The 15,037-nt window shown below is 71.1% G+C and carries 13 protein-coding genes; 9 read left to right on the top strand and 4 right to left on the bottom strand.

Translation table 11 applies throughout. From position 1 onward, the window contains the following. Positions 1 to 284: 284 nt before the first annotated feature. The gene (locus tag ACH34W_RS16535; RefSeq protein WP_395961765.1) at positions 285 to 1,631 is read left to right on the top strand and encodes a D-alanyl-D-alanine carboxypeptidase family protein; all 1,347 of its coding nucleotides are present in this window, start codon (positions 285 to 287) and stop codon (positions 1,629 to 1,631) included. Here ACH34W_RS16535 and ACH34W_RS16530 read toward each other — a convergent pair. From ACH34W_RS16530 to ACH34W_RS16520, 3 genes are all read right to left on the bottom strand, one after another. Next, positions 1,628 to 2,872 (bottom strand): PucR family transcriptional regulator, encoded by a 1,245-nt coding sequence (locus ACH34W_RS16530; RefSeq protein ID WP_395962227.1) that lies wholly within the window; start codon positions 2,870 to 2,872, stop codon positions 1,628 to 1,630. The genes ACH34W_RS16535 and ACH34W_RS16530 overlap by 4 nt on opposite strands. Positions 2,873 to 3,008: 136 nt before the next feature. After that, a complete protein-coding gene (locus ACH34W_RS16525; RefSeq protein WP_395961764.1) occupies positions 3,009 to 3,638 on the bottom strand; it encodes a LysE family translocator in 630 nt (209 codons plus the stop codon). Between the two features lie 123 nt (positions 3,639 to 3,761). Continuing rightward, positions 3,762 to 4,382, bottom strand: coding sequence for a TetR/AcrR family transcriptional regulator (locus ACH34W_RS16520; RefSeq protein WP_395961763.1), 621 nt, complete (start codon positions 4,380 to 4,382; stop codon positions 3,762 to 3,764). Positions 4,383 to 4,632: 250 nt separating this feature from the next. Here ACH34W_RS16520 and ACH34W_RS16515 point away from each other — a divergent pair, with 250 nt between their 5' ends. Genes ACH34W_RS16515 through ACH34W_RS16505 form a run of 3 tightly spaced genes read left to right on the top strand, consistent with a single transcriptional unit; the run spans position 4,633 to position 7,545 of the window. Continuing rightward, the gene (locus ACH34W_RS16515; RefSeq protein ID WP_395961762.1) at positions 4,633 to 5,427 is read left to right on the top strand and encodes an SDR family NAD(P)-dependent oxidoreductase; all 795 of its coding nucleotides are present in this window, start codon (positions 4,633 to 4,635) and stop codon (positions 5,425 to 5,427) included. A 14-nt stretch (positions 5,428 to 5,441) separates the two neighbouring features. After that, positions 5,442 to 6,335, top strand: coding sequence for an SDR family oxidoreductase (locus ACH34W_RS16510; RefSeq protein ID WP_395961761.1), 894 nt, complete (start codon positions 5,442 to 5,444; stop codon positions 6,333 to 6,335). A 10-nt stretch (positions 6,336 to 6,345) separates the two neighbouring features. Next, positions 6,346 to 7,545: a cytochrome P450 gene (locus ACH34W_RS16505; RefSeq protein ID WP_395961760.1), complete on the top strand. Its 1,200-nt coding sequence runs from the start codon at positions 6,346 to 6,348 to the stop codon at positions 7,543 to 7,545. 123 nt (positions 7,546 to 7,668) lie between these two features. Here the strand turns inward: ACH34W_RS16505 and galE are convergent, their stop codons facing one another. Further along, on the bottom strand, positions 7,669 to 8,682 hold the full coding sequence (gene galE / locus ACH34W_RS16500) for a UDP-glucose 4-epimerase GalE (protein ID WP_395961759.1): 1,014 nt from the start codon (positions 8,680 to 8,682) through the stop codon (positions 7,669 to 7,671). Between the two features lie 276 nt (positions 8,683 to 8,958). On the opposite strand from galE, the gene ACH34W_RS16495 reads away from it, so the two are divergent. The 5 genes from ACH34W_RS16495 (at position 8,959) to ACH34W_RS16475 (ending at position 15,009) form a co-directional block, all read left to right on the top strand. Then, on the top strand, positions 8,959 to 9,624 hold the full coding sequence (locus tag ACH34W_RS16495) for a response regulator (protein ID WP_395961758.1): 666 nt from the start codon (positions 8,959 to 8,961) through the stop codon (positions 9,622 to 9,624). 172 nt (positions 9,625 to 9,796) lie between these two features. Continuing rightward, positions 9,797 to 11,278 (top strand): hypothetical protein, encoded by a 1,482-nt coding sequence (locus ACH34W_RS16490; RefSeq protein WP_395961757.1) that lies wholly within the window; start codon positions 9,797 to 9,799, stop codon positions 11,276 to 11,278. 4 nt (positions 11,279 to 11,282) lie between these two features. Next, positions 11,283 to 12,512: a DegT/DnrJ/EryC1/StrS family aminotransferase gene (locus ACH34W_RS16485; protein WP_395961756.1), complete on the top strand. Its 1,230-nt coding sequence runs from the start codon at positions 11,283 to 11,285 to the stop codon at positions 12,510 to 12,512. Positions 12,513 to 12,514: 2 nt separating this feature from the next. Beyond that, positions 12,515 to 13,762, top strand: a complete 1,248-nt coding sequence (locus ACH34W_RS16480) for an SDR family NAD(P)-dependent oxidoreductase (protein ID WP_395961755.1) — start codon at positions 12,515 to 12,517, stop codon at positions 13,760 to 13,762. 41 nt (positions 13,763 to 13,803) lie between these two features. Next, on the top strand, positions 13,804 to 15,009 hold the full coding sequence (locus ACH34W_RS16475) for a glycosyltransferase (protein ID WP_395961754.1): 1,206 nt from the start codon (positions 13,804 to 13,806) through the stop codon (positions 15,007 to 15,009). The last annotated feature ends 28 nt before the right edge of the window (positions 15,010 to 15,037 follow it).

The following is a 15,037-nucleotide window of genomic DNA, read 5'->3' as shown; positions in this document are numbered from 1 at the left end:
CACCGCCTGAGTCCACGCCAGGGGCGCCTGCTCCGGCTGCGCCGGGGGCGGAGTGGCGGCAGGAGGGGGCGGTTGATCCGGATCGGACTACCGACGATCAGGCGCCTCCGACGCTCAGGCAGGTCACAGAGTGGAGGGCCGCGGTCGCGCCGCCTCGGACGGACCCTGGGCAGGATCAGGGGTGGGGGGCTCCCCCCGCGCCGTCCGTTCACCCCGATCCGTCCTTCCAGGAAGGGTGGAGGGCTGCGGACGACCCGGCTTCCACCACTCAGACGGATCTGCCGATGCGCAGTACGGATCCGACTGTCGAGACTCCGCTCTCGTCCACGCCGGCGCCGCCCGCATCCACGGACTCGGGCCAGTGGGCGGTTCCGTGGGGAGCCCAGGCGCCGCAGCAGGCAGGGCCAGAAGTCGAGGCGCCGCCCAAGAAGAAGAAGCGGCGCGGTCGGCTGATCGCTGCGGTGCTGGTACTGGTGCTTCTGGCCGGTGGGCTGGTGGGGGGCCAGTTGCTGCGCCCACTGCCCGAGCCCACGCTCTCATTGACGTTGTCCAAGACCAGTCACACCTTCGACGGTGCCAAGCCCCTGCTCGCCTGGCCCGGCCAGGGGCAGTCGGCGTTGTACGTCGAAGGGATCGGGACCATGGGCGCGGCAGGCGGCGGGGTTCCCACGCCTACGGCCAGCGTGGCCAAGGTGATGACCGCGTATGTCTTCCTCAAGAGCCACCCGCTCGCCAGCGGGCAGCCCGGTCCCACGTACACCGTCTCCCGGGAGGCCGCGATGCGGCTCGTCGGGCAGAAGCGGCGCGGTGAGTCGCTACTGGAGGTCACGGCGGGTCAGCGGCTCACCCAGCGCAAGGCCCTTGAAGCACTGATGATCATTTCGGCGAACGACGTGGCGCACGAGCTGGCCCGGTGGGACGCGGGCAACCCGGCCGCGTTCGTCGCGAAGATGAACGCGGCGGCCAAGCAGCTGGGCATGAACAACACCCGTTACACCGACCCCAGCGGCTACCACTCCGGCACGGTCAGCACGGCGGCGGACCAGGTCAAGCTGCTCCGCGCGGCGATGCGCATCCCGGCGTTCGCCGAGATCGTCGCCAAGCGGAGGTATGTGCCCGACACCGGCGGCCCAGTGCGAATCGGCGGCAACATGTTGCTCGGCCAGCTCGGCGTCGTCGGCGGCAAGACCGGCTTCACCGACGCGGCGGGCGGCAACTACGTCTTCGCCGCGCGCAAGCGGGTCGGCGACGTCAACACGCTCATCGTCGGCGCGGTGATGGGCCAGCGCTCGGCGAGCGCGGTGGGCGCCATCGACGCGGCCAAGAACCTCGTCGCCGGCGCCGAAGGCGCGCTCGTCTCGGTCACGCTGGCCCCGGCGGGCCAGCAGGTCGCGGAGGTCGACGACGGCATGGGCGGCACCACCCCGGTGACCACCAAGGCCCCGCTGACCGTGATCGGCTGGCCCGGGCTCACCGTGCCGGTGAAGATCGAGGCGAACGCGCCGCACAAGGCCGCACAGGGCACGCAGCTGGGCACGGTGACGGCGGGCGCGTCGCGCGTGCCGCTGGTGCTGGGCGCGGAGCTGACCGAGCCGCCGGTGACCAAGCGGCTCCTCCGCCTGGCCGACTAGGCCGTCCGGCGCGGGCCGTCCAGCTCGGACGCGTCCGCAGGGCGGTCCACGGGTGGGGTGAGCCACACGGTGAGCACCATCTCCATCTCCAGGCGGCTCTCCGGCTCGTAGAGGCCCTCGCCGAAGAGCTCCTCCAGCTGGTGCAGCCGGTAGCGGACCGTCTGGGGGTGGACGTGCAGCCGGGTCGCCACCTCCGTGGCGTTGAACCCGCTCTGCAGGCATGCCAGCAGGGTGCGGGCGAGCCTTCCGCGGTGGCGCGGGCGGACGGAGCGAAGCGGCGCGAGGCGCAGGTCGGCGACGGCGCGGACGAGCTCCTCGTCCTTGAACACGACGAGCGTCGGCATGTGCTCCGAGCAGCGGATCAGCTGGTCCGACGGCAGGATGCCGCGCCGGGCGAGGGGCAGCGCCTCGCGCGCCCAGCGGAGCGACTTGGACGCGTCCTCGGTACGGACCGCGGGCCCCATCGCGGCGACCCAGTTGCGCAGCGACGAGTCGAGCAGGCGCCCGCGCCCCGGTCCTTCCGGATCCGGAACGATCAGGCACGGCTCGCGCCGGTTGACGTCGGCGAGCACGTCGGGCGGCAACGACGGGTGGGAGAACGGGTGCTGGCTCCGTTCGTACAGCACGACCACGGCGACCGTCCGTGGAACGCGCCATTGTGCGAGGCGCGCAAGATCCGCGATCGCCTGCGGTGACGCGGGCGGCTCGGCCAGCAGCAGATCCAGCAGGCGCCGGCGGCGGTGTTCGAGCTCGCCGGCCTCCTGCTCGCGCGCCTTGGTGTACCCCTCGGTCGCGGCACGCGCGATCTCGTCGAGGAACGCGAAGATGGCCTCGGCGATGCTGGCCAGGTGGCGGCGCGGGACGTTCATCTGCTCGGACTCGGCGGCCAGCCGCCGCCACGCCACCCGGGCGCCCAGCCGCAACGTGCCCTGCAGGACGTCGAGGTTGCGCCCCTCCCGGGCCTCCGCCCAGCCGATCTCCCGGTAGACCGCGGCCACGGGCTCCCAGGACGCGTCCGGGTCAACGATCAGATCCACGAACTGCCGCAGGGCGCCCTCCACCGCGAGCCGCACCAGACGGGCGTACTCCTCGTCCTGGGGCCGGTCGTACTCCGGGATCCCGGCGAGGATCTCCTCGATCATCTCGTCGGCCAGCTCGGCGAGATGGGGCCGGAAGATGTCGGAAAGCTCGCCCGGCACCCCAGCCCAGGGTTTCAGGGGCGAGTGTTCCTCAATCGCCATGGTCACCGTCCGCACCTCCTGCCCCCTGCACAGGAACGCGGGGGCCTTTCGGAAGTTACCTCGGCGTGATCCGCAGCACTTCACCGCATGTGAAGCAAAGAACTCACTGAATTGTCATCCGGGTGACAAGACCCGGTCAGACGCGCCGGTGCCCCGGGCCCGCGAAGACCGCCGCCGCGCCCAGCCCGAGATAGATGAACCCGGTGGCGAAGCGCTGCCGACGCTGGAACGCCGGCCTCGCCCGCAGCCAGCCGGCGATCGAGTCAGCCGCGAGCGCGTACAGGATGTCGCTGACCAGCCCGATCAGGCCGGTGATCAGTCCCATCACCAGGATCTGCAGGGGCACCGCACCCGCGTTCTGGTCCACGAACTGCGGCAGGAACGCGAGGAAGAAGAGGATGACCTTCGGGTTGAGGACGTTGACCAGCGCGCCGTCCAGGTAGACCCGGCCGAGCGGCTGTGGCTTGAGGTCGGGCGCGTCATGGTCGCCCCGGCTGCGGAACGTGCGGATCGCCATGTAGACCAGGTACGCGGCGCCCGCGTACCGGACGATTCCGAACGCGGTCGAAGAGGCCGCGATCACCGCCGACAGCCCCGCCGCCGCGGCCACCATGTGCACGAGCGTGCCGGTCTCCACGCCGAGGGCGGACGCGATCCCCGCGCGCCGGCCCTCCGCGATGCTGCGCGTGGTGATGTAAAGGTGGTTCGGCCCGGGGATGACGACCAGCGTCGTCGCCGCGAGCAGAAAGAGCAGCGGATTCGTCATGTCACGGACATTACGAGTCTCACTGGATCTTGAGGAGAGCCAAACCGGCCCGCCTGTCGTGGACCAATCGGCTCAGGCGGTCGGCGCAGGCAATCGGCCCAGACGTTGCCCCAGGCGATCGGCTCAGGTTCCGGCGGGCGCGGGTCCGACTGCCAGGGCGCCCGCGAGCACGAGCCGTCCCGACATGCGGACCATGCGGGTGACCTCCTCGGTCGGACGCCGCAGCGCGGTGAGGCTGACCAGGGCGGCGAGCAGGATGTGGCCGAGCACGATCTCCACGTCGTCGAGGTCGGGCACCGGGTCGCCGATCGCCACCGACAGCCGGTCGCGGACGAACAGGAACAGCACCGTGCGGGCATCGTCCACGCTGGAGTCGTCCGAGGTCACCGCCTGGATGATGGCCGACGTGAGGGTGAGCTCGGAGGCCGCGACCTCGACGATGCGCTCCAGCAGTGCGGTGAGCCGCTCGGCCGGGGTGTCCCCGATGGCCAGCGCGTCGATGTCGTCGGTGACCCGGTGCGCCCAGGTGGCGGCGACCTCGGTGAGCAGGTGGTCCTTGGTGGCGAAGTAGCGGTACACCGTCGCCCTGGCGACGCCTGCGCGGTCGGCCACGTCGTGCATGGTGACGGCCGGGTAGCCGCCCTCGTGCGCGAGTTCGCGGGCGGACTGGAGCAGCCGTTCCCGCCGGGCCTGCTGATCCTTGCTCAGCGTCCGCGTAACGGTGATCCGCACATCGCCGGTCAAGTCGCCTCCTATATGTGGCCACCCCTATCTTCTCGCACATTTGTTTCGTCTCGGTCGCACACAGCTCATGAAACAAGCGGAAAAGGAAAACCGATGCCGGATTCCCTGGCCCGCCCGCGACCACATCTGGCCGATGGCGCAGCCCCTTGTCGCCTGCCGCCGGTGACGTCAGGATGACTGAAAGTCCGGCCTACCGCTTGCTTGGTTGAGACATTAGCCTAGACCGAGGTCTCACCCCAGGGAGCCGCCCGTGCAGCAGCAGCCCTATGCCACGCCCTCCCCCACGCCCTCCCTCACCCCTTCCCCCACCACCGGTGTCATCGTCACCGGCGGCGCCTCCGGCATCGGGGCCGCCAGCGCCCGCGCCCTGGCCGAAGCCGGTCGCCCCGTCGCGCTCTGGGACCTCGCCGACCCCACCCCGCTCGCCAAGGAGATCGCCGGGACGTACGGTGTCGCCGCCCACCCCGTCACCATCGACGTCACCGACACCGCCGCCCTCCCCACGGCCGTCGCCGCGACCCGCGCCGCCCTCGGCACCATCGGCGGCCTCGTGCACGCCGCCGGCACGCCCGGCCCGCATCCGGTCGGCGACCTGACCGAGGAACGCTGGGACTCCGTCCTCGACGTCAACCTGCGTGCCCACGCGCTCCTCGCCCAGGAACTCCTCGACGACCTCAAGGCCAACCCCGGCTCCGCCATCGTCGGCATCGCCTCCATCGAGGCGTTCCTCGGCCAGGCGTTCATCCCGGCCTACTGCTCGTCCAAGGCCGGGCTGCTGGGCCTCACACGCTCCCTCGCCCACCTGCTGGGCGGCGACGGCGTCCGGGTGAACGCGGTCTGCCCGGGTTACATCGACACCCCGATGTTGCGCGGCACCACGCCCGGCGACCTCATCGCGAGCTTCTCCACCAAGGCGGTGCTCGGCCGTCTCGGCGAACCGTCCGAAGTCGCCAAGGCCGTGCGCTTCCTCATGAGCGACGACGCCTCGTTCATCACCGGGACACACCTCACCGTCGACGGCGGTACCACCGCGGTGGACCACTGACAGAGGAGCCCTCCATGACCACATCCCTCGCCGGAACCGCCGCGCTCGTCACCGGCGGCGGCAGCGGCATCGGCCTGGCCTGCGCGCGCCGCCTCGCGGCCGACGGCGCGATCGTGACCATCTGCGGCCGTACGGAGGAACGCCTCGCCCGGGCCGCCAAAGAGATCGCCCAGGACATCGGCAACAGGGACATCAGCGGCAGAGACATCGGCGCCAAGGACATCAAGGTCCGGCACATCGTCGCGGACGTCACCGACGAGGAGCAGATCGCGGCCGCCGTCGCGTTCGCCGCCGAGCCCGCACCCCTCCGCGCGGTCGTCCACAGCGCGGGCGGATCCACCTCGATCGGCCCCGTCGGCGCACTCGACACCGACGCCTGGCGCGCGACCCTCGAACTCAACGCGACCGGCACCATGCTCACCCTCAAGCACGCCGCGAACGAGATGGCGCGCTCGGGCGGCGGCGCCTTCGTCGCCATCTCGTCGATCGCGAGCTCCAACACCCACCGCTGGTTCGGCGCGTACGGCGTCTCCAAGGCCGCCGTCGACCATCTCGTCGCGCTCGCCGCCGATGAGCTCGGCACCGCAGGCGTACGCGTCAACGGCATCCGGCCCGGTCTCGTCCGGACCGAGCTCGTCGCCGGGATCGCCGAGCCGGGCCCCATCCTCGATGACTACCTCGCTTGCATGCCGCTCGGCCGCGTCGGCGAGCCGGAGGACATCGCGGAGGCCGCGCGCTTCCTCGCCGGCCCCGAGTCGTCCTGGGTGACCGGCCAGGTCATCAACGTCGACGGCGGCCACCATCTGCGCCGCGGCCCCGACTTCCGCGCCATGTTCGAGCCCATGTTCGGCGCCGGCGCCCTCGACGGCACTCCCGAGGAGCGACCGACCTCAGCCTGGAAGCCCTAGGAGCACGCTGATGACAGACCTCAAGGTGGATCTGCTCGACGGGGAGATGTACGCGACCGACCCATGGTCGATGTACGCGCGGCTGCGCGCCGAGGCGCCCGTCTACCACGACGCGGAGAACGGCCTGTACGGGATCTCCCGGCATGCCGACGTCTTCGCGATCGAACGCGACGCCAAGCTGTGGAGCAGCGCCGGCGGCTACCGGCCCCAGCTCCCCTCGGACCCGTCCATGATCGGCCAGGACGATCCCGAGCACATGCAGCGGCGCCGCCTCGTCTACGACCGCTTCACCCCGCGCGGGGTGGCCCGCTACGCGGACAGGATCCGCGCCACCGCGATCGAGTGCGTCGACACCGCGCTGGAGGCCGGCACGGTCGACGCGGTCGCCGGGCTGGCCGCACCGCTGCCCGCCCGCGTCATCGGCTGGCTGCTGGGCTTCCCCGAGGACGCGTGGCCCAAGATCGTGCAGTGGTCGGAGACGGCCGGGCTCGCGGGCGGAGGCCGCCGCTACATCACCGACGCGGCGACGATCGCGGCCGGTGAGTTCGCACTCGCGGCCCTGGAGATGGCGAAGGAACGCCGCGCCTGCCCGACCGACGACCTGCTGTCCATCTGGTCGAACGTGGGACCCGGCCAGCCCGCCTACGACGACGAGCACCTCGCCCACGAGGCGCTGTTGCTGCTGGTCGGCGGCGCCGAAACGACCCGGACGGTCATCGCCACCGCGATCGACGCGCTCATCCGGCATCCGGACCAATGGCGGCTGCTCCGCGACGATCCGTCGCTCATCCCGGACGCGGTGGAGGAGTTCATCCGCTGGACGACGCCCATCCTCAACATGTGCCGCGTGCCCAAGCACGATACCGAGTTGCACGGCGTGCCCATCCCGGCGGGCGAGCAGGTGCTCCTGATGTACGGCTCGGCGAACCGAGACGAGACCGTCTTCGACGCGCCCGAGACGTTCGACGTGACCCGCACGCCGGGTGACCACATCGCCTTCGGCCTCGGTGCCCACTTCTGCCTCGGCGCCTCGCTCGCACGGCTCGAACTCAAGATCTTCTTCGAGGAGTACCTCGCCCGCGTCGACACCGCCGAATGGGCCGACACCGAGGGACCGCGCATCTTCCGCAACGCCTTCTTCCGCGGCGTGAGCTCGTTCCCCATCTCCCTGACCCGGCGGCCGACGTCCCCGGCAGTGGGGAGAAGCTGACTGACCACTGCCGGGAACGACTTGCCGGTCACAAGGCGCCGCGCTGTCGAGATCGACCTAGGCGCTGTCGAGATCGACCTAGGCGACGCCGAGTTCGCTACCTAGGCGAGTCGAGTTCGCTGCCTAGGCGACGTCGAGTTCGCTGCGCCGTTCGGCCCAGAGCAGCGAGTGACGGATGGCGTCCTCGATGGTGTACTCGGGTTTCCAGCCGAGCAGGTCACGAGCCTTGGCCGGGTTGACGAAGGCGCCGACCACGTCGCCGGGACGCGCCGGGGCCTCCTCGGCCAGGAAGCCGTCGCCGACGACGTCCCGGAACGCGGTGACCAGCTCCCGCACCGTGGTGCCGTCGCCGGTGCCCAGGTTGATGACCTCGTAGGCCCGCTGCCGGTCGGCCGGCTGGAGCGGCGGCACGATCGTGTCGAAGCGGTCCGCTGCCTCGTAGAAGGCGCGGGCGATGTCCCAGACGTGGATGTAGTCGCGGATCGCGGTGCCGTCGCGGGTCTCCCAGTTCACCCCGGTGATCCTGAACGGGACGCCCAGCTGGTACGACTCGATCATCTTGCCGAGCGCGTGGGTGGGCTTGCTGTTCTGGAGGCCGGTGCGCAGCTGCGGATCCGCGCCGATCGGATTGAGGTAGCGCAGGGAGATGACCCGCAGGCCGTACGCGGTCGCGAAGTCGTCGAGCATCAGCTCGGCCATCATCTTCGAGCGCGTGTAGGGATTCTGCGGTTCCAGGCTGGACTCCTCGGTCACCGACAGGTCGGCCTCGGGCCGGTACATGCCGGCGGTGGACGCGAAGATCATCCGGTCGCGGGAGTTGCGGTGCAGGTGCCCGGCCAGTTCCAGCGTCTTGGCCAGGTTGACCCGGTAGTACCGCAACGGGTCGGTCATGGAGTCGGGCACGACGATGAGCGCCGCGCAGTGCACGGTGACGGTGATGTCCGGGTGGTCGCGGAAGATCTGGTCGACCAGGTCTCCATCCGCGATGTCGCCCTGGTAGAAGATCTTTCCCTCGGTGAATTCCGGCCGGCCGGTGATGAGGCTGTCGAGCACGACGGGGGTCACGCCGCGCTCGGCGAAAGCCGAGGCGATCGTGCTGCCGATGAACCCGGCACCCCCAGTGATCAGGACCTTCACGGTGTTCCCCTGAAATACGTTGAGCTCCCCTGAATCTGTACGCACAGGATCAACAGGCAGTGGCGGGTGGTCAACGCCGCGTCGTCCAAGTGACCGGCTCCGGACTCGCGTCAACCGGCACGCACTGCCGGGCGTCCGCGCGGATCCGTCGGGCGAGCGCGTTCCCGCGAACCGCCCGGGTGTTGCGGACAGGCCGATACGGCCGATTCGATCCTGTCCACGACGTACAGCGTTTGGGGGATCCATTTCGGCCGCGGACGCGTCATCGTCATGGACATGCAGCTCATCCGCGTCCTCATCGTGGACGATCACGCCCTGTTCGCAGAGGCGTTGTCCGCGCGCCTCGGGCGCGAGCCCGACCTGGTGATCCTCCCGGTCGCCGCCGACATCCGGCGTGCCCTCGCGCTGACCGCGACCGAACGGCCGGAGGTGATCGTCCTCGATCTGACGCTGGGGCCCGAGAACGGCCTGGACGTGCTCGACAGGGTTCGCGAGCACCATCCGGACGTCCGGGTGGTGGTCCTCACCGCGATGAGCGACGTGGACGCGATCGTGCAGGCGATCCGGCGCGGCGCGGTCGGCTGGCTGTCCAAGACCGAGAGCGCGGACCTGGTGGCGCAGGTGATCCGCACCGCCGCCCGCCGGGGCGGCTGGATCCCGCCCGATGTCCTGGGGGACGTGCTGCGGCGGCTCGTCGGCGACGATCCGGAGCCGAACGGCGGCGCCCAGCAGCTCGCCGAACTCACGCCGCGCGAGCGCGAGGTGCTCCAGTGCATGGTCGACGGCCTCAACCGCGCGGAGATCGCGGACCGGCTCGGCCTGTCGGCCAACACCGTCCGCACGCACACCCAGAACCTGCTGGCCAAACTCGACATGCACTCGGCCCTGGAAGCCATCACTCTCGCGATGCGCGCCGGTATGCGCCCAGGCCGCCGCGACTAGGACGCGTGCCGAGAGCCTCGGAGGGCTGTGGTGCAGGCCTCTGGAGGTCTGTGGTGCAGGGCCTCGGGGGGCTGTGGTGCAAACGACGTAGCGGGCCATCGTCTCGATGGGCGATTCGATCTCCGCATGCGCTTCCTACGCTCGGGCCAACGTACAGCTCGGAGGGAAGATCGTGGAGATCGACGAAGTCGCCGCGCGCGTCATCCGCAGCTACTGGGCGCTCCTGCTGGTCATGACGGTTCTCCCGCTGCTGCTCGTGGGGTACGTGATGAGCGGGCAGGAACCTCCGCACGTCGCCAAGTCCCGGATCCAGGCCAGCAGCCGGGCCACCGACGCGGCACCCGGGGACGCGGGCGTGAGCATCGTGGTGAGCCAGGTCAAGGCGTTCGCCACCAGCAACACCCTGCTGCTGCGGGTCATGCAGGCGCAGAACGTGAACCGCGACCCGGTGAAGCTCGCCAAGCAGATCGAGGTCACCGGCCTCGGCACGTCCACGATGGTCGAGATGTCGATCAAGGACGCCGACGCCGCTGTGGCGCGCGGGCTCACCGACGCCATCGCAAGCGCGGTCGTCGACGAGATCAACGAGTCGAACCAGGGCGCGATCACCCGCCAGATCAAGGAGCTCGACAAGCGCATCCGGACGCTGGAGAAGCGGCTGGGACCGCTGTCGCGCCAGGCCGGCGCCGTCCCGCGGCCCGACATCAGCGCGGCCAACGAGCGTGAACGCGTCCAGACCGAGCTGACCGACCTGCGCTCCAACCGCAGCGACCTGCGCACCCAGCTCACGACCACCGGCACCGCCTCGGTCGTCCAGCCCGCCGTGCTGGCCCCGCCCTCCAACCCGGTGGTCATGATGTCGGCCATCGGCGGGCTGGCCGGGCTGATCTTCGGCATCCTCATCGCGGTGGTGACCGAGATGTTCCGGCCCACGATCCCCGGCCAGAGCCGGGTGGCCAAGCGGCTGGACGCGCCGCTGCTGGGCTGGGCCGACCGCACCGACGCCGAGCTCGTCGATCTCGGGCGCCGCATCCGTCTCGCCTCCAAGCGCGCCGGGGTCACCCAGGTGACGCTGGTCGGGACCGGCAAGGAGCCGCTGCCGCCGGAGCTGGTCTCCAAGGTGGCCGCAGCGGTGTACGGGGACGAGACCAAGGTCGTCACGAGCGCCCGCCCCGGCACCGTGAAGTCGAAGGCCGGCAACCCGGACAGACCTGGAAAGCCCACCGGGAAGCCCGCTGGGAAGTCCGGCGACGACGCGGACACCGACGACGGCAGCTCAAAGGCCGCAGCGAACGGCAAGGTCAAGGACGCAGGCAAGGACAAGGGCACCGACAAGGGTGACGGTCCGTCCTCGTCCAGCGGCACCTCGGTCGTCCGCGCCGGCAGCAGCACGGCGCTCAAGCCCAAGCCGTCAGGCAGCGAGGCCGTCTCCGCCAGCGAGCTGACGCAGCCGCTGCAGATTCCGGTGCGCGCCACCTGCCATGTGCACGCCTTCGAAGACATCGACCCGGGATCCGACGACAGGGTCGGCGTGGTCGCGGTGGTCGGGCCGGTGACCCTGGTCACGGGCCTGGACTCGGTCCGGGATCTGATCACTGCGTCCGGCTGGCCGCTGCTCGGGGTCGCCGCCACGGCACGGAAGATGAAGAGGTAGCCGCATGACCACCGACAGCCCCGCCGCCGACACCGCAGCCGCGAGCGCAAGCGCAACCGCGAGCACGAGCGCAACCGCCGACAAACCCGAGCAGGCCACGATCCCGTTCGCCATCCCGACCGTGGCGAGCGAGGTCCCCGACGCCGTCGCGAAGGTGCTCGGCTCCGGCTGGATCACCACCGGCCCGCAGACAGGCGCGTTCGAGCAGGACTTCGCCGACCACCTGGGCGCGGCACATGTCGTCGCCGTGGCCTCCTGCACCGCCGCACTGGAGTTGTGCCTGCGCGCGATGAACCTGCCGCCGGGATCGGCGGTGCTCACGCCGAGCCTGACGTTCTGCGGAGCGATCAACGCGATCCTGCACGCCGGGCACCGGCCCGTCCTGGTCGACATCGACGAGGACACCCTCGTTCCGAGCCCGGAGACGGTCGCTGCGGCAGCCGCCCGCCGCGCGCCGGCCGCGATGATCACGCAGAACCAGGGCGGCTACCCGGTGGACGTGGAGGCACTGACCGAGGCCGCGGGCCTGGACCGCACGCGGGTGATCGAGGACGCCGCGCACGGGCCGGGCGCGGCCCGCGACGGCGTCCCCGTCGGCGCCCACTCGTTCGCGGCCTGTTTCAGCTTCTACGCCACCAAGAACATGCCGATCGGCGAGGGCGGGGCGGTCGCCACGAGCGACCAGGAGCTCGCCGACCGGGTCAGGTCCATGCGGCTGCACGGCATGAGCAAGGACTCGTGGCGCCGGTACCTGCCCGGCGGCAGCTGGCGCTACGACGTGAAGAACGTCGGCCTTAAGGCCAACATGACCGATGTCCAGGCCGTCATCGGCCGGGCCCAGCTCGGCGCCCTGCCCGCATGGCAGCGCGAACGTGGCGAGCTCGTCGCCCGCTACGACGCGGCCCTGGCAGGCCTGCCGAATCTGACGCTTCCCCAACGCGACCTCGACGGCGTTCAGCACGCCTGGCATCTCTATCAGGTGCGCGTACCGGACCGGGACGCGGTCATCGCCGAGCTGGAGACGGCGGGCGTGGGGACGTCGGTGCACTTCATCCCGGCGAGTCACATGACCGCATACCAGTCGATCCTCGGTCCCAAGGAGTGCGCGGCGGTCCCGGTCACCGACCGGGTCGCCGACGAACTGCTCTCGCTGCCTCTCTATCCCGGTCTGTCCGCCGCCGCCCAGGACCGCGTCATCACCGCGATCACCGAGGCCCTGCGGACCCGAGGCTGACCGTGCCCAGATTCCTCCGGCGCGGCGCGCAGAACCTCCCGAGGGGGGACGCTCCCCCGCGCCCCCCGTGGCGACTCCGCCGCGGGGGTGAGTCGCTGACCCCGGCTGCGCCCGCCGAGACGAGCCCGCTGGCCCGGCTGATGGGCCGGGACGAGGTGGTCCTGACCGGGCTGCGCGGCCACCGGCTCATCTCGGGCAGACGGGTCCTGGTGACCGGCGCCTGCGGGACGGTCGGCTCGGCCTTCTGCCATCAGGTGAAGGAGCTCGATCCGGCCGCGTTGTGCCTCGTCGACCGGGACGGCCCGCGGCTGCGCCGGCTGGGGCACGAGATGACCGGCCATCTCGACACGGAACGGATCGTCCTCGCCGAAACCGACGTGAGCGACCGCGAAGCCGTCGACGACGTCTTCCGTGCTGTCCATCCCGAGTTGGTGTTCCATATCGCCGGGCAGAACGAGCTGGCGAAGCTCGAGGTGGAACCGTGCCGAGGTATCACCGCCAACGTGCTCGGCACCCGGCACGTGGTGGACGCCTCCGTCCGGCACGAGGTGGCGCGGCTGGTGTTCGTGTCGTCCGACAAGGCTGCCGACCCGACGTCGGTCTTCGGCGCCACGATGCGGCTGGGCGAGCTGCTCACGCAGAGCGCGACCGGCGGCCCGACCTGCTTCGCCGCCGTCCGGATCGGCAACATCATCGGCGAGCCGGGCGCGCTGCTGAGCACGCTCGCGCACCGCATCTCCTCGGGCAAGGCCGTCACCATCACCCATCCGGAGGTGGCGCGCCACTTCATGACCGTGGACGAGGCCGCCGGGCTGCTCCTGGCGGCCGCCGCGCTCGCCGAAGAGGCGGAGACGTTCGTGCTCGACATGGGCAGTCCCGTCCCGGTGATCGAGCTCGTGCACCGCTACGCCGAACAACTCCGGCTGCCCGAGGTGACCATCCGGTTCAGCGGGCTCGGGCCGGGCGAGAAGCTGGCCGAGAAGACGTTCGCCGACTCCGAGCGGCGCATCCGCACCGCGCATCCCAAGATCTGGGCCACCCGGCCCGCACCCCCTCCCGCCGGGCTCCCGCAACTGCTCGACGCCCTCTGCGACGCCGCGGGCAGCGGCGACGACGACGAGGTGCGCCTGCAACTGCGGCGGCTGCTCCCCGAGTACCACCCCGTACGACGCCCGCGCCCCCAACGTGAGCCGGGCGGCGACACGCCGCTCTGCGACGCGGGGTGCAGCCCCGATCCGCCCGGCCTGTGAGGTGCTCGATGGGTACAAGCCGCAAGCTCAGAGTGGCCACCGTGATCACGAGGTTCAACGGCGGCGCCGGTCAGGTGGCGCTGAACGGCGCCCTCGCCCTGCCGCCAGGAGACTACGAACGCGCCGTCATCACCGGCGGCGTCGGCATCGACAGCAAGACCAACAGGTCCGGTGAAGCGACGGACAAGGTGCTGTACGGGGACGAGGCGGTGGCCAACGCGGCCGCCGGCGACCTCACCCCGCAGGCCCACGCGGCCGGCATGGAGATCGTCCAGGTGAAGCCCCTCGTCCCGCAGATCTCGCCGCGCGACGACCTGGCCGCACTGCGCACGCTCACCCACGTTCTGGCCGAGGGCCGGTACGACGTGGTGCACACGCACAGCGCCAAGGGGGGCGTCATCGGCCGGGTCGCGGCGGCTCGCGCCGGGGTGCCGCGGATCGTGCACACCTGGCACGGCTTTCCCTTCAACGAGTTCCAGTCGTGGGCCCGGCGCCGCGCCTACATCGCGCTGGAACGCGTCGCGGCCAAGCACACCGACGCCTTCCTGGCGATCGGCTCAGAGACGATCACCACCGCGCTGCGCCTCGGCCTGACGACGCCGGAGCGGGTACGGCTGTCCTGGCCGGCCGTCGACACCTCCGCGTACACGACCGCGCCGGGCTCGCGTGCGCAGGCACGCCGCCGCCTCGACCTGCCCCTCGGCGTGAAGGTCGTCGGCTCGGTCGGCCGGCTCACGTTCCAGAAGGGCCCGGACATCTTCGTCCGGGCGCTGGCCGATCTGCCCGACGACGTGTTCGGGTTGTGGGTCGGCGGCGGGCCGATGGCCGGCAAGCTCGCCGACCTGACGGCCAAGCTCGGCGTCGAGGACCGGATGCGCTGGCTCGGCCACCGCGACGACGTCGCCGACGTGCTGCCCGCGTTCGACCTCATGGCGATGGCCAGCCGCTGGGAGGGCCTGCCGTGCGTGCTGGTCGAGGCGATCAGTGCGGGCATCCCGCTGGTCGCCACCGCCGTGCCGTCCAACCAGGACCTCGTGCTCGCCGGGGAGACAGGCCTCCTCGTGCCGCCGGAGGACGCCGGGCAACTCGCCCTGGCCATCGGGCACCTCCTGGACAACCCCGTGACGGCCGCCCGGATGGCCGAACGCGCCCGTGACCGGGTCGGCGACTGGTTCTCACCGGAGTACCTGGGCGGCGCACTCGACGACACCTATCGAGGGAGCTCCACGCGGCCCTACCAGAAGTGACGCACCGCCAAAAGTGACGGAGAGAGGC

The sequence above is a fragment of the Actinomadura sp. 6N118 genome (assembly GCF_044326415.1).
Lineage (GTDB): Bacteria > Actinomycetota > Actinomycetes > Streptosporangiales > Streptosporangiaceae > Spirillospora.
The sequence above is the reverse complement of the archived record's forward strand: the minus strand, read 5'-3'. Positions and strand labels throughout refer to the sequence as shown.

What these genes read in the sequence shown, in the direction of transcription:
- ACH34W_RS16510 (WP_395961761.1), top strand. Translation starts at nt 5,442, where the DNA reads ATGACCACATCCCTCGCCGGAACCGCCGCGCTCGTCACCGGCGGCGGC.
- ACH34W_RS16505 (WP_395961760.1), top strand. Translation starts at nt 6,346, where the DNA reads ATGACAGACCTCAAGGTGGATCTGCTCGACGGGGAGATGTACGCGACC.
- ACH34W_RS16530 (WP_395962227.1), bottom strand. Translation starts at nt 2,872, where the DNA reads ATGGCGATTGAGGAACACTCGCCCCTGAAACCCTGGGCTGGGGTGCCG.
- ACH34W_RS16525 (WP_395961764.1), bottom strand. Translation starts at nt 3,638, where the DNA reads ATGACGAATCCGCTGCTCTTTCTGCTCGCGGCGACGACGCTGGTCGTC.
- ACH34W_RS16485 (WP_395961756.1), top strand. Translation starts at nt 11,283, where the DNA reads ATGACCACCGACAGCCCCGCCGCCGACACCGCAGCCGCGAGCGCAAGC.
- ACH34W_RS16535 (WP_395961765.1), top strand. Translation starts at nt 285, where the DNA reads ATGCGCAGTACGGATCCGACTGTCGAGACTCCGCTCTCGTCCACGCCG.
- ACH34W_RS16495 (WP_395961758.1), top strand. Translation starts at nt 8,959, where the DNA reads ATGCAGCTCATCCGCGTCCTCATCGTGGACGATCACGCCCTGTTCGCA.